Origin of the sequence: Bacillus sp. FSL W8-0640, assembly GCF_038007725.1 — a bacterium.
Classification (GTDB): domain Bacteria; phylum Bacillota; class Bacilli; order Bacillales; family Bacillaceae_G; genus Bacillus_A; species Bacillus_A cereus.
Genome location: NZ_JBBOXT010000001.1, coordinates 5,191,243 through 5,209,305, shown reverse-complemented (window position 1 = coordinate 5,209,305; position 18,063 = coordinate 5,191,243). Strand labels below are relative to the sequence as shown.

The following is an 18,063-nucleotide window of genomic DNA, read 5'->3' as shown; positions in this document are numbered from 1 at the left end:
TTATTATAGAACGTATTGTGTTGTAAAAATATAGAAATATATTTTGAAAATTATGTATCTGAAGGGAGAAGATGAGATGTTAGGGCGATTTACTCGCAAATCTAATATAATCCTTTTAGGGATTATTATGATAGTCGGTTTTGCACTTCGTTTTGCAACTTTACAAACACATGGTGCAGATCTATCTATAGCTAGCGATGATATAGGTTATCAAAAAACGGCAAATATTTTATTGGAAACAGGGATGTTAACATATCATGAACCAGATAAACCAACGATTCATATTATGCCGGGTTTTCCAGCTTTATTAGCTGTTGTATTTTATTTTTTTGGAAATGGCAGTGAAGGTCTTTTTGTAGCAAAATTAATTATTATCCTATTAGGGGTACTTAGTATTTTGCTAACTTATAAGATTGGTACTTATTTATTGAATTCTGCTGCAGGATTAATAGGTGCTTTCTTATTAGCTGTGTATCCTCCAGAGATTGTTATGGAAAATTTAACTTTAACAGAAGGACCGTTTCTATTCCTTTCATTAGGATTAGTATATTGGAGTTTAAAATTAGCTGATACTCATAAAACGAAACATCTTCTGATTGTATTAATTTTCTACTTTTTAGCACTGTACCTCCGTGTACAAATTGCCTTATATCCAATCTTACTATTTGGGTATCTTTTAATGAAACGCTACCCATTCCGTATTATGATGAAGCAAGCGATTATAAGCATAGGAATAGGACTTATCGTACTTGGACCATGGTGGGCTCGCAATTACATTCAATTTGATAAATTTATCCCACTAACTGCTGGGGCAGGGAATCCGTTATTACTTGGAACGTATCAAGGGAAAGGTTACCCAGAAGGTAAGGATATGGGGGAACTTGAAATAGAGTTACATGCAAAATACCCTAATCTTGAAGCACATGAATTTATGGAATTAGAAGAAAAAATAGCGATTGATAAAATGAAGGAATGGTGGAAAACTGATAAGGAATCTATGATAGAGAGTTATTTAGTTTTGAAGCCAGAAATTCTTTGGAAAAAACCGTATTATTCTATAGAGCATAATATTGAAGTATTCAATGTTTCTGCAAAGGATATGAATGAAATATATAATTTTATTAAGACGACGTTTTTAATATGTACAGTACTTTCATTTATTTTCCTTTTAAAAAGGTGGAGAGAGACTACATTTTTATGGTCAATCCTTTTATTGCAAACAGCTTTAACATGTTTTTATGTTGCATATGAACGATATGCATTACCGTTAATACCATTCTTATTTATTATAATTGGAGTTGGGACCGTGGCAACTGTTATGAAAATTAGTAAATTATTAATTAGAAAAAAATAGTTTGCAATAAAAAACATCTTAATTTTTTTAAAAAATTAAGATGTTTTTTTGTATATATTCATATTTAAATAGAAAACTATTCTTTATCGGTTTCAGGTTGCGTTACTTTTAATTTTTGCTTTAATAACGCATAATCTTGCGTTAACGTTACAAGTTGATGATGTAATTTAGAAATTTTTCTTGTTAAGTCAAAAATTAATATGAAACAGAATAATAGTCCAAATAAGAATAAAACAGATGGAGGATATTCTACGTGTAATAGTTGGCCAATCCAATTTATAATTTTTTCAGTAGAACTTAAAATAGCCATTGCAACACAAACAAAAATCCATAAAATAGCATATTTAGTTTCTAAAGCTCCACGACGAATGGAATTAATAATTAATAAAAATAATAATAGAATGAAGATAAATGAAAAGGTAATTATAGGCATTTATTATCAACCTTTCACAATTTTTTGCATCAATATAGCAAGGCTTACTTTAATCATGTAATATGCAGATTTAAGAGGTGTGATAGAAGATTGTCCCCCTTGACGCTCTTGCATATTTACGGATATTTCATTAATGCGTAATTTTTTCTTTTTTAAATGAATAAGGACTTCTGGTTCTGGATAATCTTTTGGATAATTATGTGCAAAAATCTTAATTACTTCTCTATTGATAGCACGATACCCAGAAGTTGGATCCATAAAGGTTTGTTTTGTTAGTACTTTCAGTAGAGCAGTAAAATAAAAAATACCAATTCTTCTAGAAATACTACCTTTATAGGCTGTTTTCTCTGTAAAACGTGAACCTAGCACCATATCGCATTGGTCTTCAGCAATAGGTTTTATAATTTTGTACAAATCATCAGGATTATGTTGCCCATCAGCATCGAACTGAATCGCAATATCATATCCATTCTCATAAGCGTATTTATAACCAGTTTGTACAGCTGAGCCAATACCTAGGTTATATGGTAAGTTCACAAGGTGAACAGGAAAATCATTTACGATTTGAGCTGTTTTATCATGTGATCCATCATTAATAACGCAAATGCTTAATTCTGTAAAATGCTGTTTTAGTTTTAATAATCTTGTTAATGTATCTGCAATTGCTTCTTCCTCGTTATACGCAGGAATAATAATTAACGTTTTTGGTATTGAAATTGGTACCTCAATAGACATTATCGCACCATCCCTTATATACTTAATTATATTATAGTTATTTTTAAACGAACCTTATCTAATATACCATTAATAGTATAGCAAAATAAAGGAAAAACTGGTGGATTATTTTAGGAGACAAACAGTAAATAAAAGATAAGAGGTGGAATTTTTTACAATAAAAAATACATGCAAGGATGAAATAAACCTGTGCATGTATGAAGTGAGAGTATCGTATTATATATTCCATGGCTTACTTAAAGTTAAAACTTCAGCCATCTCTTTACTTTTTAAACGTCCCTTTTTTCGGTTTTCCGCGCGTTCTAAACCGGTTGTGTGTAACCAATGTTCTTCTTCAGTTTCAGGAAGTACTTGTGGTACGGATGAAGGTTTTCCATCTTTTATTGCCACAAATGTAATGAAGCAAGTAGCAGCAATTCTACGCTCGCCTGCTAATAAGTTTTCTGCGATTACTTTTACGAAAACTTCCATTGAAGATTTCCCTGTATAACATACAAATGCTTCATAACAAACAGAATCAGCTTGGTGAATTGGAGTTAAAAAATCAACTGAATCAATAGATGCTGTTACGCAATGTTTACGACTATGTCTTGCAGCCGCAATTGAAGCAATACTATCAATTTCTGCTAATAATTTCCCTCCAAAAAGTGTTTGGTGATTATTTAAATCGTTAGGAAAAACACGTGTTGTCTTAATTGCTTTAGATTCTCGCATGAATTTCTTTTCCATATATTCAGCCCCTATAGTCTGTTTTCAATCAGAATAATATGTGTAAGCAGATTACTCATATTAGATATTTAATGAAGTAAAGTGTATTCCAAAAGAGGATTATTTAAACTTCTGTATTTGTATTCATGTAACTGAAAGAAAATTTATTTTATCTAAAATGTAGTGTAAAAGAGGATTCGCTTACATTGCAAGTAAAAAGTAATGACTATGTATTTGTCATAGAAATTCCCTATCAGCCGTGTCCCCATTCATGATAGAATCGTTTTGTTATGAATGGAAATAGAGGTGCAATGGACATATGAATCATATACAAACAAATTTTTCATCTTTCTTCAATAAAATTACAATCGGTGCGATGCTCGCATTTTTTGTTTATAGTTGTTGGGCAGCATTTGAGACAAGTAAGCAATTTTTTGGAGGAAGTACAACAAGTGTAACAATCATATTAGCAATTTTCGTCATACTTATTTTGTTAGTGGCATCAATTCTACAATATCGTTTTACAGATAAACAATTTCTTATTTTTCTTATAAGTATATCTATAGTTGTGAGGGTTAGTATGCTGTTATTTGTAGATGCTCCAATAATTGGTGATATGAAAGTGATGTATGAGTCTGCAAAGCAGATTGCAATTGGTAATAATATAGGGACTGTAACTCATTTGCCTTTTATTATATATGAGTCGGTAATTATTCGTATATTTGGTGATTCATTATTCGCTTTACAACTATTTAATGTGCTATTTTGCACAGGAACAGCATTATTTATTTATCGTATTGCGGGAATGGTTTTTGGAGAAGAATGCGGTCGTATTGCTTCTATCTTTTATGCTCTGTATATTCCAAATATATTCATGAGTTCCGTATTAACTCCTGAATCACTTGCAATATTTTTATTTTATTTTGCTTGTTACATACTTTTATATAAAGGATTAGATCATCCTTATATGTGGGTGTTTTCAGCGATTTTATTTGCATTTAGTAATATGGTTTTCCCAATGGGATTATTTCTTCCTATTTTTATTACGGTATATGTATTATTAATCGAAGTATTTCAATCAGCAACGAAACAAAAGGTGTTACTAAAAATGATAGGGATACTTATTCTATTTTATAGTGCCCATTTTAGTGTGAATTATGGAATTAAGGCAATGGGATTGTCACAATATACGATTTCAAATGAGACGTATGTTCAATCTGTTTTAATTGGAAAGACGCAACATGAAGAAAAAATATCGAAAAATCAAAGTGTAACAGAGCATATTGATCAAAAGTTAAAAGAGATTGAGGGAGAAAGATTTAAACTTTTAGAGCCGATGATAAATCAGTTTTCAGATGAAGGGGTAAATTCTATTCTTTTCAAATGTGAAAAACTGATATATATAGCCGTAACATTGTTTATGACTATAGCTCTATTACACTTCCTTATTAAGAAACAACAAAATGAGGGATATATGTTGTTCTTATTTTTAATTAGTGGCTACGTATTGTTAAAGCTCTTTCAAGTAGATATGGCATATTACAATGTAATTATGCCGGCATTGTTCATTTTGCAGAGCTTTGGTGTTTATATGAGTTATGTGTATTGTCAAAAAATATTTTTCAGAAAATAAAAAGAATCCATTCTGGATTCTTTTTTTGATGGAAGATGAAATTTAGTAGTCAGTGCAGATGAAAAGTATGCCTGACTTGAATTTGATCCCGCTATTTTCCAGGCAGTAAGACCCCCACCTCAAAATCAGCGAAAGCAAAGAAGTTAGGTGGGGGGCGGGCTGCCCGTAAAAGCCCGATTGGTGAGGGCTGATAATCAACGGGGGATGAACAAAACCCCCGTTGATTAAAGTTTCACTTTATCTTATCGATTTAGTTCTAGTTGTAAATTATCGGCTGTTAGAGCCATTTGTGAGGAATCATCTTGAATTCCTTTCATTACTTGTGAAATAGCTTGTAGCTCGTGTTCAATTTTCTTATTCTGTTCTTTTGAGTTAGACATATCTTTTACAATTTCTTGGAAGTATCGATCTGTTGCTGACATACTATCCGTTCCTTCCGATACGAGAGAGCTAATTTGTTTCACGGAAGACGAGACACGGGTAATTTGTTCATTTGTTTTTTCAACGAGCTTTGTAACGTTAAATATAGATTCTTTCGTTTGCTCTGATAATTTTCGAATTTCACCAGCAACAACAGAAAACCCCTTCCCAAATTCTCCAGCACGTGCAGACTCGATAGCTGCATTTAGTGCGAGTAAATTGGTTTGCTCCGCAATCGATTTAACAATATCTATGATTTCATTAATTTTGTTAGAAATATTAAGGAGTTCATGAGTATCTGTAATAATCGTTTCCATATTCATTTGAATAGATCCCATTCGTTTGTTTTGCTGGTTTAATTGTTCTTTCCCTTTATTGGCTTTTTCTTCAGATGTTGTAGCTAATGATGTACCTGTTTTAGCAATCTCTACAATAGTTTCAGATTTGGCGGTTAGTTTTTGAATAGAAGAGCTTGTTTTTTCAGATACAGCAGCTAGTTCTGTTGCGATATGCGTAATTGTCATAGCAGTTAGTTCTTTTTCTTTCTCATGCTCTTTTTGCATTCTTTCATATTCAGATTCATAAGCTGCAAGAACAAGTTCTTGTTCAAGAGTAAATAATTTATTTATAACATTTATAGAATAGGAAAAATCATCGATTGTTGTTATTTTTGTTTGCAAAATCTTCATGATAGAGCGGAACAATTCTTGATAAGCAGCAGTATACCATTTTCGATGTAAACCAATTTGTACATGCCTTTTGGCAATCCTAACACGCTGTTCAATAAAATCTTCATGCATATTGCCGCTGAATAATTCTTTAATATGTGTTTTTAAAGTTTGTTTTAGTTTTGGAATAGAGCTGTAACGTTCAATAATAGTAATTAAATTAGGTTGTTTTGTAATGTTGGCATAGAATTTTTCAGTAATCCAATCAATTTCTGCATAAATAAAAGGCTGTAGTACTTTTACAACTTGTAAATCTTCTTTTGAAATATGTAGCATATCCATTTGAATTTTTAATTCAGAATTAGTAGGGACATTAAAAGTTATTTGTTGGTCCTTACTTAATTCGATTATACTGGCATTTGTTTTATTAATATTTTTTTTGAAAACCCCAAGCATCATTCTTCCCCCTGTATATAAAACGTTTTCAATTTTAAAACTAATATAGAGTAATTATATATGCTTATATATAATTACTCTATATTAGTTCGTTGAATAGTATATAAATTAAGAGAATTCTATCTAGAATTCTCTTAATGGCCTTTATTAATTTTAGCATGTGTTTTAAAGAAAACAGGGAAATGAACATTATATATTACAGTGACGACACGAATAATGAATGTTACTAATAAACAAACATAGAAAGCTAACACGTGCGCCCCCATAGCGTGTGTGATTAGGAAGCTAATTGCTCCTAAGATAGAAGCGATTGCGTAAATCTCTTTTCGGAATACGTAAGGGATATCTTGAGCACAAATGTCACGCAAAATACCGCCTCCAATACCTGTAATGACTCCCATTGAAACAACTAGAAATGAGGCGTCAACATGATGTGACATTGCCGCATTTGCACCAATAGCTGTAAAAACACCTAAGCCAACAGCATCAGAAAGCATAATAACGACTTGAAGTTTATTGATGCGCTCAAAAAACATACAAGTAAATAATGCTGATAATACACTTACGAAAAAGTAAATGGGTTTTACAAATGCGACAGGGGGCAGGTTACCAATCATGATATCACGAATAATACCGCCGCCGAGCGCAGTAGCTACAGCTAAACAAAGGACACCAAATAAATCTAAATCTTTTTTTAAACCAACTAATGTACCAGAAATGGCAGCGGCGATAATGCCAAGAAACGTAAATATATCGATTAATAACATGGCCTTAATCCCTTCCTCTTAAAGATGTTCCAGAGAAAAAATATACACTAAAGTATTGGAAATAACAATTACTTTTCGCTACATGTAGAAAAACGGATAAAATTCATAAAGAAAGCGTTTGAAAATGTTTGGAAAATAGCCATAAAGTAATTTGAAAAAGATATGAAAAGATTAATTTTACATTTTTTGATGTTGTTTATTTGTTAAAACATTACAATTATAGGTAGGTTATTTATATTTGTATAAAATGATAAAAAAATATTTATATACTGACAAAAATAAGGGGGTGGTTGTTAGATAGATTTTATAAAAATAGGGGAGTATAGCTAAAGGACGATAATTTCTATTACTGATTAATACTTGTCCTGGCTAGTTTTAGCTGGAAAAATAGTTCTCGATTTGAATATGAGTTATGTTATAATTGCTAGGTGTGTTTGAATGATAAAAAATTATGATTAAAAGATAATGTTAAGATTTTGTATGGAGGTCTTGGAATGTTAGCAAATCAAGCTAGGGTTAGATTTGAGCATTTTTTGCTCTTTTTTATTATTTTACAGCCTGTTTTAGATTTATTAACGTCTCTTAGCATCACTTTATTAAAGTCAAATGCTACCGTTGGAATTTTAGTAAGATTCCTTATTATGGCTGTTGGTGGTATTTACATTTTAATTCAGGCAAAAGAGAAGGAAAATAGAAAGTTTTTAATTTATCTTATATTGTTAGCCGGAGTTTTAGGGATAGGATTTATTAATAACAAACTAGTTAAGGATCCTATTGTACTTAGTGAAGAGGTTAAATTCGTTGCGAAAGCATTATATATATATATCATGCTGGGATCATACATTTTAGCTTTAAAATCATTGAAAAAGACAGTTAATATTAGTGATAAGGTTCGAAATAGTATTGTATATTCTACATTAATCATTAACGCAATTATGGTTATTTCTATTTCAACATCTACTGACTTTGGTAGTTATGAATGGATGAAGGTTGGTTCTCGAGGTTGGTTCTATGCAGGGAATGAACTAGGTTCAATCTTAGCTATTATTTTCCCTATTGTAGTACTATATTCTATTCAAAAAACAAAGAGCTGGAAACACATTTTATATTGGATTCCATCACTTTTAATGATTTATTCGCTAATTCAAGTTGGTACAAAAGTAGGAATGGGCTCAATTGGTGCTACGTTAGTGGCAGCAATCGGGATTATTTTACTACAATTATTATTTGATAGAAAAAATCCGAACAAAAAATCCCTTGCACTTAATGCAGTAATTGCTATTGTCCTATTAGCTGGTGTAGTCGGAACGTTTAAACAAACGCCATTAGCACAAAATATGGGTATTCACAATAATTATTTATCAGAGCAAAATGTGGCGCAGCAAGGTCAAAAAGAAAAAGAAATTAAAGAGAAGCTGAAAAAAGAGCAAGAACTTAAAGCAAAAGAAGAAAATCATCATAAAGTTGAAAAGCCAGAAGAAAAGGCGAAGATAGAAGAGGAAGTTAAGAAAGAGCTTGAGAAAGAGCAAAAGAAAGAAAATCAAGAAAATCTTATTTTCAGTGGACGTCAAGTATATGAAGAAAGACATAAGCAGTTCTTTAAAGAAGCGCCAATGTCACAAAAGTTATTAGGAATGGGTTATGCAGGTAACTTTAAATACAATGAACAAAAGCAGCCAGATCCAAAACTAATTGAAATGGACTTCCATGATTGGTTTTATGATTTCGGGATTATTGGCTTTGTATTACTAATGATTCCATTTATTTATTACGGGCTAAGAATTCTACTAGCATTTGCTACGAGATTTAAGGACATATTTAATATAAAATATGGAATGATTTCAGCAAGCTTATTGTTAGCGTTAGGTATTGCTTATATTGCAGGACATATTTTAACAGCACCAGGAGTTGGGATTTACTTTGTAGTGGTGTTAGCTTATCTAATAGTAGACCTAGAAATTGAATGATAAAAATAAAAGCTAACTTTTGTTAGCTTTTATTTTTTAGTACAGTAAAATAAAAATAGATGGAAACGTAGCGAGGATTTAAAGGAGGAAAAAATATGAAAATATTGCATATGAATGCAGGAGCAGAAGATGGAGGAGGGAAAACACATATTATTTCACTTCTCGATCAGTTTCCAACTGGTGAAGTAGAATTAGCAGTATTTGAAGATGGAATTGTTGCGAAGGAAGCAAGGGAGTTAGGGATAAAAGTCCATGTGTTTTCACAAAAATCGCGCTATGATTTATCCATTTTAAAGAATATAAGTGAATTTATTAATAAAGAAAAATTTGATGTAGTTCATACACATGGCCCTAGGGCTAATTTCTATGTTTCTTTAATGAAAAAGAGAATAAAGGCAAAATGGGTAACGACTATTCATAGTGATCCATTTCAAGACTTTACTAAACAGGGCTTAAAAGGTTGGATTTTTACGAAATTAAATTTGAAAGCCTTAAAAAATATAGACTTATTTTTCGTTGTAACAAATAGATTGAAAAAAAGCCTGGCAGCATTAGGTATTTCAAATGAAAAGATGCATGTTATTTATAATGGAATTGAATACGATAAGGAAAAAGCAGAAGGCTATAATAAAAAAGAAATGTTCAATATTGATGAAGATGTATTTACGGCAATCCAAGTAGCACGATTACATCCTGTCAAAGGACATGAAGTTTTATTCGATGCGTTACAACAAACAAAATTAGAGAAAATTAAAGTATTATTAGTTGGCGATGGCCCATTAGAAGAAAATCTAAAGTCATTAGCTACTGAAAAAGGGATTAACGATAAAGTAGAGTTTTTAGGACATCGTCAAGATGTAAAACAATTATTTGCGTCGTCACATATAAATTTATTAACTTCCCATAGTGAAGGGTTCCCACTAGTTTTATTAGAAGCGGCAAATCAACGCGTACCATCAATTGTGACTAGGGCTGGAGAAATTGAACCATTAATCGTAGATGAAACTTACGGATGGATTGTGCCAACAGGTGATGGAAAGGCATTAGCATTAGCTTTAGAAGAAGCGTATGATAAGTGGAAAACTGGAGAGTTAGCAGCAATGGGTAAACATATTTATGAGCATGCTACTATGAACTTCTCACTTCAAAAACTATATGAAGATACAAAGGAAACATATAAGCAATTAATAGCGAAAAACTTGTAATGATAGAGAGGATAGTTAACTATGGCAGTACAAACAGTTGATATTCTAGGCGTTCCTTTTTCTACAATGACAATGGATGAAACGGTCCAATATTTAAAAGAACAACTAGAAGCGGAGCGAACTCATACGTTTCAGGTAGTAACAGCAAACCCTGAAATTGTTATGTGTGCAAAAAAGGATGAAAAGTTCTATCAAACATTATTGAATACAGATTTAATTACACCTGATGGTATTGGGGTTGTAAAGGCAAGCGGGATGCTTGGTACACCTTTAAAAGAACGTGTAGCAGGTTTTGATTTAATGTGTAATTTACTTGCGAAGTTATCAGAAGATAGTAAGCCGGTATCTGTTTTCTTATTAGGTGCAAAGCCGCATGTTGTACAAGCTGCAGCAGATCATTTAACAAAGACATATTCAGCTGTATCCATCGCCGGTATACAAGATGGTTATTTTAAACAAGAAGACGAAGAGAATATTATTTCTCGCATTCAAGAAGCAAAACCAGATTTATTACTTGTTGCACTTGGTTTCCCGAGACAAGAGAACTTTATCCAAAACAATAAGCATCGTTTAGAAACGAAAATGGCTGTTGGAGTAGGTGGAAGTTTAGACGTATGGGCTGGAGAGGTAAAACGTGCACCAAAATGGATTCAAGCGATTCATTTAGAGTGGTTTTATAGATTATGCAGTAATCCAACACGCTGGCGTCGTCAGTTAGTATTAGCGGAATTTTTAAAAGAAGTAATGCGTTCGAAAAAGTAGCGAAATATCGCTGCTTTTTTTATTTGTTCATTTTTAATAAATTGAAACTTTAATCAGTGAGGCATCCCCACAGATTATTAGCTCTCACCAATCGGGATAGACGTTTTACTTTTTGGGAATGATGAAGGAGAATTTTTTACACAAAAGTATTTTACTTATACAATTCACACATGTAAAATGATGTGTAAAGACACCTGTGTGAGGAGGACTTCTAGTGGGCAAGGTTAAAGAAATTTCGAAGCGCAAACTACTAGGTATAGCTGGGCTTGGATGGCTATTTGATGCAATGGATGTTGGAATGCTTTCATTTGTAATGGTAGCCTTGCAAAAGGATTGGGGATTAAGTACGCAAGAAATGGGCTGGATAGGCAGTATTAACTCAATCGGTATGGCAGTAGGAGCGCTTATTTTTGGGATACTATCAGATAAAATAGGGCGAAAATCAGTCTTTATTATTACATTATTATTATTTTCTATCGGTAGTGGTTTAACTGCATTAACAACAACACTTGCGATGTTTCTCGTTTTACGCTTTTTAATTGGTATGGGGCTTGGCGGAGAGCTTCCGGTTGCCTCTACACTAGTATCAGAGAGTGTTGAAGCGCATGAACGTGGGAAAATTGTTGTGTTATTAGAAAGTTTTTGGGCAGGTGGATGGCTAATTGCAGCTCTTATCTCGTATTTTGTTATTCCTAAATATGGTTGGGAAGTTGCGATGGTATTGAGTGCAGTTCCAGCATTATATGCTTTATATTTAAGATGGAATTTACCGGATTCCCCAAGGTTCCAAAAAGTTGAAAAAAGGCCATCTGTTATTGAAAATATAAAATCAGTTTGGTCTGGGGAATATCGTAAAGCAACAATTATGCTATGGATTCTATGGTTTTGTGTTGTTTTTTCCTATTATGGAATGTTCCTTTGGTTACCGAGTGTAATGGTGCTAAAAGGATTTAGTTTAATAAAAAGTTTCCAATACGTACTTATTATGACATTAGCTCAACTTCCAGGATATTTCACAGCTGCTTGGTTTATTGAACGTCTCGGTCGTAAATTTGTTTTGGTTACGTATTTAATCGGGACAGCTTGCAGTGCTTATTTGTTTGGGGTTGCGGATTCATTAACAGTATTAATCGTGGCAGGTATGTTACTATCCTTCTTTAACTTAGGTGCTTGGGGAGCATTATACGCCTATACACCTGAGCAGTATCCAACGGTTATTCGTGGTACAGGTGCAGGAATGGCAGCGGCATTTGGTCGTATTGGTGGTATTCTTGGGCCACTATTAGTGGGATATTTAGTTGCCTCAGAAGCTTCACTATCATTAATATTTACGATTTTTTGTGGATCAATTTTAATTGGTGTATTCGCTGTAATAATACTTGGACAGGAAACGAAGCAACGAGAATTAGTATAAAGTGAAAATTTAAACGTATCCCTGACCGTTTATTATCCTACACTACTCGGATCTTTATAGGCAGTTAGTGCGGGATAAAAGGGGAGAGGAAACCGAAGTGGTTTCCTTTTTTCTGTTTTTTTAGATAAATAATGGTATAGTAAGAAAAAGGGATTATTTCTTATAAAAGCGAATGTATACAACAGGACATATGGACAAAGAATTAGGTGGTTGAAGAAATGAAAATTTTACTGATCATGGAAGAGGCAGAAGAGAGAAGAGAGTTAGCTGAAAATTTCACTGAAAATATGAGAAATGTAGAATGTTTTGAAGCAAAGACAGGAACAGAATCTTTATTTATGATGAAAAAACATATACCAGACTTTGTTTTTTTAAGTTCCAAATTACTAGATGGTACTGGTTTTGAATATGCAAGTTTATTACGAGAAATAAATTGCTATACAAAATTTATTTTTGTAGGTGAAAACATAGAAGAATCTATTACAGCTTTTCGTTTCCAAGCATTTTATTATTTATTGCGACCATTTCGTGAAGAAGATTTACAATTTCTTTTATATAAAATAGGTAAAGAACAAGGTGAGAAAGCAAAGAGTTATTTGCGGAAACTACCGATAGAAAGTCAAGAGGGTATACGATATATTCTCCCAGAAGATATTGTATATGTAAGTAAAAATAAAGAAAATAAAACTGTTTCAATTTACACAACGAATAATCAGTATATTTCAACATATACACTTCAGGAATTAGAAAATAAGCTAAATGTATATGATTTTTTACGTGTACATAAAAGCTATTTAATTAATATGTCATATGTAAAAGAACTGAAACCTTATTATAATGGCACGTATAATTTGTATTTAGATAGGTATGATGAGCAACCGATTCCAGTCAGTCGTAATTATGTAAAACGCCTTCGAAATAACATTGAATTATAGTAGGTAATGAGAGTATTTTAACATGATAAACTGAAAATCCTTCATGATAGGGAGGATTCAAGTTAAATATTCAGAAAATTTAGTACAATCTCCACTAAGAAATAGTATTGGGGGAATTGTATGTGAAGACATTGAAATCGATCTTACTTTGGGGCATTATTACAGCAGTAGGAGCAGGTGCTTTTGGGGTAGTAGCTTTATCACAAGGTGAAACCATTAATGCTGTATGGCTCTTAGTAGCTGCCGTATGTGTATATGCAGTTGCTTATCGCTTTTATAGTAGATTTATAGCGAGAAAGGTTTTTAATTTAGATGATAATCGGCAAACACCAGCCCATACATTAAACGATGGGAAAGACTATGTTCCAACAAATAAGTGGGTATTGTTTGGACATCACTTTGCAGCGATTGCTGGGGCGGGACCTTTAGTAGGACCGATTTTAGCAGCACAAATGGGATATTTACCAGGAACCATTTGGATTATTGTTGGGGTAGTTGTTGCGGGGGCTGTCCAAGATTTTGTCATTTTATTTGCTTCGATGAGACGTAATGGTAAATCGTTAGGAGAAATGATTAAGGATGAGATTGGACCTGTTACAGGACTAATTGCAATGATAGGTATTTTAGGAATTATGATTATTTTATTAGCAGTATTAGCGTTAGTCGTAGTAAAGGCACTAATCGGAAGTCCTTGGGGAATGTTTACGATAGCAGCAACGATTCCTATCGCTATTTTAATGGGAGTTTATATGCGCTATATTAGGCCTGGTCGTGTTGGAGAAGGATCAGTAATTGGTATTATCCTACTTATTTTATCTCTTGTTGGAGGACAGTATGTAGCAGAAAATCCAACACTTGCAAGTATGTTCACATTTAGTGGTGAAACAATTGCTATTATGCTTATTGTATATGGATTTATCGCATCGGCATTACCAGTTTGGATGCTTTTAGCACCACGTGATTATTTAAGTACATTTTTAAAAGTCGGAACAATTGTAGGGTTAGCAATCGGTATCTTAATTGTAGCACCAGATTTACAAATGCCAGCAGTTTCGAAATTTATTGATGGAACTGGTCCTGTGTTTTCTGGAAACTTATTCCCGTTCTTATTTATTACTATTGCTTGTGGTGCAGTGTCTGGATTCCATGCTCTCGTTTCATCAGGTACGACGCCGAAGATGATCGAGCAAGAGGGACACGCACAGCCAATCGGTTATGGAGCAATGTTAATGGAGTCGTTTGTAGCAGCGATGGCGATGATTGCGGCTTGTGTATTAACACCGGGAACGTATTTTGCAATTAATAGCCCCGCATCACTTATCGGTACAGATGTTTCGCAGGCAGCTCAAGTTATTTCCTCATGGGGATTTGCTATTACACCAAATGAACTAAAAGATCTCGCTGTAAATGTTGGAGAGCAAACAATTTTATCACGTACAGGTGGTGCGCCAACATTAGCGATAGGTATGGCATATATTTTCTCACAAGTAATAGGTGGAACGGCCATGATGGCATTTTGGTATCATTTTGCGATTCTCTTTGAAGCTCTATTCATTTTAACAACAATTGATGCCGGAACGCGTGTCGGCCGATTTATGATTCAAGATATTTTAGGGCATGTATATAAGCCATTTGGGAAAACGGATTCTACATTAGCGAATGTAATTGCTACAACATTATGTGTATTAGGGTGGGGATATTTCTTATACCAAGGGGTAATAGATCCGCTCGGTGGAATTAATACATTATGGCCACTTTTCGGTATTGCAAATCAAATGCTAGCAGGTATTGCATTATTACTTGGAACGACAATTTTGTTCAAAATGGGAAAAAAGGCATACGTTTGGGTAACACTTATTCCAACTGTCGGGTTGCTGATTGTAACGATGACGGCGGGATATCAAAAGCTATTTCATGAAAATCCTAAAATTGGATTTCTATCGCATGCAAAGGTATTTCAGGGAGCATTAGATGAGGGAAAAGTGTTAGCGCCAGCAAAAAATGTTGCTCAAATGAAGCAAATTATTTTCAATGATTATATCGATGCAGCGCTTTGCGGAATTTTTATGATAGTTGTAATCGCTGTGTTAATTTCAGCACTTCGAATTTGGATCCAAGTATTAAGAAATAAGCCAATGCCGTTAAAAGAGGCACCATATATTCCTAGAGATGAAAGTGAGTCGAGGAACTATGCTTAAAAAGTTGTGGCAAGTATGGGGTGAAAGAAAACGCTTTATTAGTTTGCTCGTTGGGGTACCAAGTTATGAAGTATATGTGGAGCATATGAAAAAGCATCATCCTGAAGAAGAGGTTGTATGTCAAAAGCAATTTTTTGCTGAGGCACAAGAAGCAAGATTTAATGCAAAGGGTGGAAAAATATCACGCTGTTGTTAATGAAAAAGGGCGAGTTTTCGCCCTTTTTATTTTTTTGCTGTTTCACGTGGAACAGCAAAAATAAACAAAATATTTGGGAATTAAAGGTATTTCGTATACAATAAGGTGAGGAAGGGGATAGATGGAAAAGTAGGGAGATTATTTTATGTTAAGGGACTTATTTGTAAATACAACAATTATTCTTTCCTTTATTTTTATTGGAGGTCAGCTTTTAAGGGATAAGCCGTTAAAAGAAGGATTCTCTTTTGGGCAGAAATGTGTAGTAGGCATTTTTACTGGGATACTAGGTATAGTATTAATGTATTTCAGTGTTCGTGTTGGTACCATTCTATTGGATTTACGCTACTTAGCTGTTATTCTAGCTGTTATTATTGGAGGACCGATAGCGAGTACCATAACAATTGGTATGATTTTAGTAACTAGGCTGTTGTTTATGGATTATTCATTAGCTTCTCAAGTGGCTTTTTATACAATCATTGCGATAGGAATAGGGAGTATCTTTATTTCGCGCATGAAGCTTTCTTTAGGGGGAAAGTGGGTATGGTTACACACATATATTTTATCTATTCTAATCCCAGCGTTATATATATGGTTAATTAAAGAGATCCACATAGTGGGATTATATTTAATTTCTAGTATTATTACAGGTTACATAACATTCATAAGTGCAAATTATGTTTTACAATCCAATGAGTTATTTCAAAAGATGAAACAATACGCAACGATAGATGCATTGACAGGTTTAGGAAACGTAAGACAGTTTGATTTAGAGATGAATCGTCATATTAGTAATAAGAACATGAAAAATGATTCGTTTTGTTTACTACTTATAGATATTGACCACTTTAAGTATGTAAATGATACGTACGGGCATCCTGCAGGGGACGAAGTGCTAAAACAAGTAGGATGTATTTTACGAGAAACTTCACAATTTCCAGATTTGGCTTTTCGAAAGGGTGGAGAGGAGTTTGCGCTTTTGATACCGAATAAGGGATTAGCTTACGGAATTCTTACGGGCGAGCAAATTCGTACAGCTGTTGAAAGTCACTCATTTCAATTGTTAGATGAAACGAAAATAAAAATTACTGTTTCGGTGGGGGTTTCAGAATATGAAGAATCACCGGAGCAATTTATTCAAGCGGCGGATGATGCGTTATACTACTCGAAACGAAATGGTAGGAATAAGGTCAGCTCTGTATCTTAAAGATAAGATGACCAGAAGACATAAAGCTTATAAAAAACACTCACAGAGGCAATGTATGAACTTTGTGAGTGTTTTTTATTTATATATTAGACAAGTTCTTTTGATACAACAAATTTACGATATGCACCATGGTGAGTTGGACCTACGTATTCGTTAATTTTGAATGAGTAACGAATAGCAGCTGTGATGAATTCTTTAGCAGTTTTTACTGCTTCTTTCACAGGTTTTCCTTTTGCAAGTTCTGCTGTAATTGCAGCAGAATATGTGCAACCTGCGCCGTGTGTATTTGTCGTATCAATTTTTTCTGATTCTAGAAGGTCGAATGTTTCTCCATCATATAGGACGTCGATTGCAGTTTCCGTACCAAGTTTGCTACCGCCTTTAATTAGGACGTATTTCGCACCTAAAGCATGGATCTTTTTCGCTGCTTCTTTCATGTCTTCAAGAGAATTAATCTTTACGCCACTTAATTGGTAAGCTTCAAATAAGTTTGGTGTTACAACTAATGCCTTTGGAACAAGAACGTCACGTAAGCAATCATTCGTTTCAGGATGTAATGCTTCATCAGCACCTTTACATACCATAACAGGGTCAACTACTACATTTTTGAAATTGTGCTTTTCGATTGTTTCTGCAACCATTTCAATAATTTCTACTGATCCAAGCATACCTGTTTTTAAAGCGTCTACGCCAACACCTTCAATTGTTGTTTCTAATTGTGGTTTTAATGTAGAAGCTGGGATTGGAAATACGTTATGTGCCCAACCGTTATGTGGATCCATCGTTACGATTGTTGTAAGAGATGTCATTCCGTATACGCCCAGTTCTTGGAATGTTTTTAAATCTGCTTGTATACCAGCACCGCCACTTGTGTCAGAACCAGCGATAGTAAGTGCTTTATTTAATGTCATTATGAAAGCCCCCTCGAGTGATATAATGAAAACTATGTTCTCACCATTATATCAATGTTACGAATAAGTACAAAGTGAAAAGTAGATGATTTATTTT

16 protein-coding genes and 1 pseudogene are annotated in these 18,063 nt (G+C 33.6%); 10 read left to right on the top strand and 7 right to left on the bottom strand.

The genetic code is table 11. The features are described from left to right. Positions 1 to 76: 76 nt before the first annotated feature. Positions 77 to 1,354, top strand: a complete 1,278-nt coding sequence (locus N2V80_RS26940) for a glycosyltransferase family 39 protein (protein WP_000901470.1) — start codon at positions 77 to 79, stop codon at positions 1,352 to 1,354. Positions 1,355 to 1,430: 76 nt separating this feature from the next. Here N2V80_RS26940 and N2V80_RS26935 read toward each other — a convergent pair whose 3' ends face one another. The 3 genes from N2V80_RS26935 to N2V80_RS26925 form a co-directional block, all read right to left on the bottom strand. After that, positions 1,431 to 1,787 (bottom strand): DUF2304 domain-containing protein, encoded by a 357-nt coding sequence (locus tag N2V80_RS26935; protein WP_001121767.1) that lies wholly within the window; start codon positions 1,785 to 1,787, stop codon positions 1,431 to 1,433. 6 nt (positions 1,788 to 1,793) lie between these two features. Further along, positions 1,794 to 2,522, bottom strand: a complete 729-nt coding sequence (locus tag N2V80_RS26930; protein WP_000021476.1) for a glycosyltransferase family 2 protein — start codon at positions 2,520 to 2,522, stop codon at positions 1,794 to 1,796. 216 nt (positions 2,523 to 2,738) lie between these two features. Then, complete coding sequence (locus tag N2V80_RS26925) at positions 2,739 to 3,251, bottom strand: acyl-CoA thioesterase (RefSeq protein ID WP_000412120.1); 513 nt, start codon at positions 3,249 to 3,251, stop codon at positions 2,739 to 2,741. A gap of 298 nt (positions 3,252 to 3,549) precedes the next feature. Between N2V80_RS26925 and N2V80_RS26920 the strand changes: the two genes are divergently transcribed. Then, positions 3,550 to 4,863, top strand: a complete 1,314-nt coding sequence (locus N2V80_RS26920) for an ArnT family glycosyltransferase (protein WP_061655694.1) — start codon at positions 3,550 to 3,552, stop codon at positions 4,861 to 4,863. Positions 4,864 to 5,105: 242 nt separating this feature from the next. Here the strand turns inward: N2V80_RS26920 and N2V80_RS30595 are convergent, their stop codons facing one another. The 3 genes and pseudogenes from N2V80_RS30595 to N2V80_RS26910 form a co-directional block, all read right to left on the bottom strand. After that, entirely contained in the window at positions 5,106 to 5,807 is a 702-nt protein-coding gene (locus tag N2V80_RS30595; protein ID WP_370658441.1) for a methyl-accepting chemotaxis protein, read from the bottom strand. A gap of 54 nt (positions 5,808 to 5,861) precedes the next feature. Beyond that, positions 5,862 to 6,407: pseudogene (locus N2V80_RS30590) on the bottom strand (protoglobin family protein); the annotation flags it as partial. A gap of 134 nt (positions 6,408 to 6,541) precedes the next feature. Next, on the bottom strand, positions 6,542 to 7,174 hold the full coding sequence (locus tag N2V80_RS26910) for a trimeric intracellular cation channel family protein (protein WP_000924369.1): 633 nt from the start codon (positions 7,172 to 7,174) through the stop codon (positions 6,542 to 6,544). Positions 7,175 to 7,668: 494 nt separating this feature from the next. Here N2V80_RS26910 and N2V80_RS26905 point away from each other — a divergent pair, with 494 nt between their 5' ends. From N2V80_RS26905 to N2V80_RS26870, 8 genes are all read left to right on the top strand, one after another. After that, complete coding sequence (locus N2V80_RS26905; protein ID WP_061655693.1) at positions 7,669 to 9,141, top strand: O-antigen ligase family protein; 1,473 nt, start codon at positions 7,669 to 7,671, stop codon at positions 9,139 to 9,141. 95 nt (positions 9,142 to 9,236) lie between these two features. Next, positions 9,237 to 10,346, top strand: coding sequence for a glycosyltransferase family 4 protein (locus tag N2V80_RS26900; RefSeq protein WP_061655692.1), 1,110 nt, complete (start codon positions 9,237 to 9,239; stop codon positions 10,344 to 10,346). 21 nt (positions 10,347 to 10,367) lie between these two features. Next, a complete protein-coding gene (locus N2V80_RS26895; RefSeq protein WP_000290748.1) occupies positions 10,368 to 11,108 on the top strand; it encodes a WecB/TagA/CpsF family glycosyltransferase in 741 nt (246 codons plus the stop codon). Positions 11,109 to 11,322: 214 nt separating this feature from the next. After that, on the top strand, positions 11,323 to 12,522 hold the full coding sequence (locus N2V80_RS26890) for an MFS transporter (protein ID WP_000521077.1): 1,200 nt from the start codon (positions 11,323 to 11,325) through the stop codon (positions 12,520 to 12,522). A 218-nt stretch (positions 12,523 to 12,740) separates the two neighbouring features. After that, positions 12,741 to 13,457 carry a LytR/AlgR family response regulator transcription factor gene (locus tag N2V80_RS26885; protein ID WP_000698257.1) on the top strand — a complete coding sequence of 239 codons (717 nt, stop codon included), beginning with the start codon at positions 12,741 to 12,743 and terminating at the stop codon, positions 13,455 to 13,457. 122 nt (positions 13,458 to 13,579) lie between these two features. Continuing rightward, positions 13,580 to 15,655, top strand: a complete 2,076-nt coding sequence (cstA, locus tag N2V80_RS26880) for a carbon starvation protein CstA (RefSeq protein ID WP_061655691.1) — start codon at positions 13,580 to 13,582, stop codon at positions 15,653 to 15,655. Continuing rightward, on the top strand, positions 15,648 to 15,851 hold the full coding sequence (locus N2V80_RS26875) for a YbdD/YjiX family protein (RefSeq protein ID WP_000914504.1): 204 nt from the start codon (positions 15,648 to 15,650) through the stop codon (positions 15,849 to 15,851). Before cstA ends, N2V80_RS26875 begins: the two co-directional genes overlap by 8 nt. A 145-nt stretch (positions 15,852 to 15,996) precedes the next feature. Beyond that, positions 15,997 to 17,055 carry a GGDEF domain-containing protein gene (locus N2V80_RS26870; RefSeq protein WP_000942900.1) on the top strand — a complete coding sequence of 353 codons (1,059 nt, stop codon included), beginning with the start codon at positions 15,997 to 15,999 and terminating at the stop codon, positions 17,053 to 17,055. Positions 17,056 to 17,141: 86 nt separating this feature from the next. On the opposite strand, the gene pdxK is transcribed toward N2V80_RS26870, so the two are convergent. Then, positions 17,142 to 17,966 (bottom strand): pyridoxine/pyridoxal/pyridoxamine kinase, encoded by an 825-nt coding sequence (gene pdxK, locus N2V80_RS26865; RefSeq protein ID WP_000174252.1) that lies wholly within the window; start codon positions 17,964 to 17,966, stop codon positions 17,142 to 17,144. Positions 17,967 to 18,063 lie beyond the last annotated feature (97 nt).

Excerpts from the sequence above, each read along its gene's own strand:
- N2V80_RS26940 (WP_000901470.1), top strand. The coding sequence starts at position 77 with ATGTTAGGGCGATTTACTCGCAAATCTAATATAATCCTTTTAGGGATT.
- N2V80_RS26935 (WP_001121767.1), bottom strand. The coding sequence starts at position 1,787 with ATGCCTATAATTACCTTTTCATTTATCTTCATTCTATTATTATTTTTA.
- N2V80_RS26930 (WP_000021476.1), bottom strand. The coding sequence starts at position 2,522 with ATGTCTATTGAGGTACCAATTTCAATACCAAAAACGTTAATTATTATT.
- N2V80_RS26925 (WP_000412120.1), bottom strand. The coding sequence starts at position 3,251 with ATGGAAAAGAAATTCATGCGAGAATCTAAAGCAATTAAGACAACACGT.
- N2V80_RS26920 (WP_061655694.1), top strand. The coding sequence starts at position 3,550 with ATGAATCATATACAAACAAATTTTTCATCTTTCTTCAATAAAATTACA.
- N2V80_RS30595 (WP_370658441.1), bottom strand. The coding sequence starts at position 5,807 with ATGACAATTACGCATATCGCAACAGAACTAGCTGCTGTATCTGAAAAA.
- N2V80_RS26910 (WP_000924369.1), bottom strand. The coding sequence starts at position 7,174 with ATGTTATTAATCGATATATTTACGTTTCTTGGCATTATCGCCGCTGCC.
- N2V80_RS26905 (WP_061655693.1), top strand. The coding sequence starts at position 7,669 with ATGTTAGCAAATCAAGCTAGGGTTAGATTTGAGCATTTTTTGCTCTTT.
- N2V80_RS26900 (WP_061655692.1), top strand. The coding sequence starts at position 9,237 with ATGAAAATATTGCATATGAATGCAGGAGCAGAAGATGGAGGAGGGAAA.
- N2V80_RS26895 (WP_000290748.1), top strand. The coding sequence starts at position 10,368 with ATGGCAGTACAAACAGTTGATATTCTAGGCGTTCCTTTTTCTACAATG.
- N2V80_RS26885 (WP_000698257.1), top strand. The coding sequence starts at position 12,741 with ATGAAAATTTTACTGATCATGGAAGAGGCAGAAGAGAGAAGAGAGTTA.
- N2V80_RS26875 (WP_000914504.1), top strand. The coding sequence starts at position 15,648 with ATGCTTAAAAAGTTGTGGCAAGTATGGGGTGAAAGAAAACGCTTTATT.
- N2V80_RS26870 (WP_000942900.1), top strand. The coding sequence starts at position 15,997 with ATGTTAAGGGACTTATTTGTAAATACAACAATTATTCTTTCCTTTATT.
- pdxK (WP_000174252.1), bottom strand. The coding sequence starts at position 17,966 with ATGACATTAAATAAAGCACTTACTATCGCTGGTTCTGACACAAGTGGC.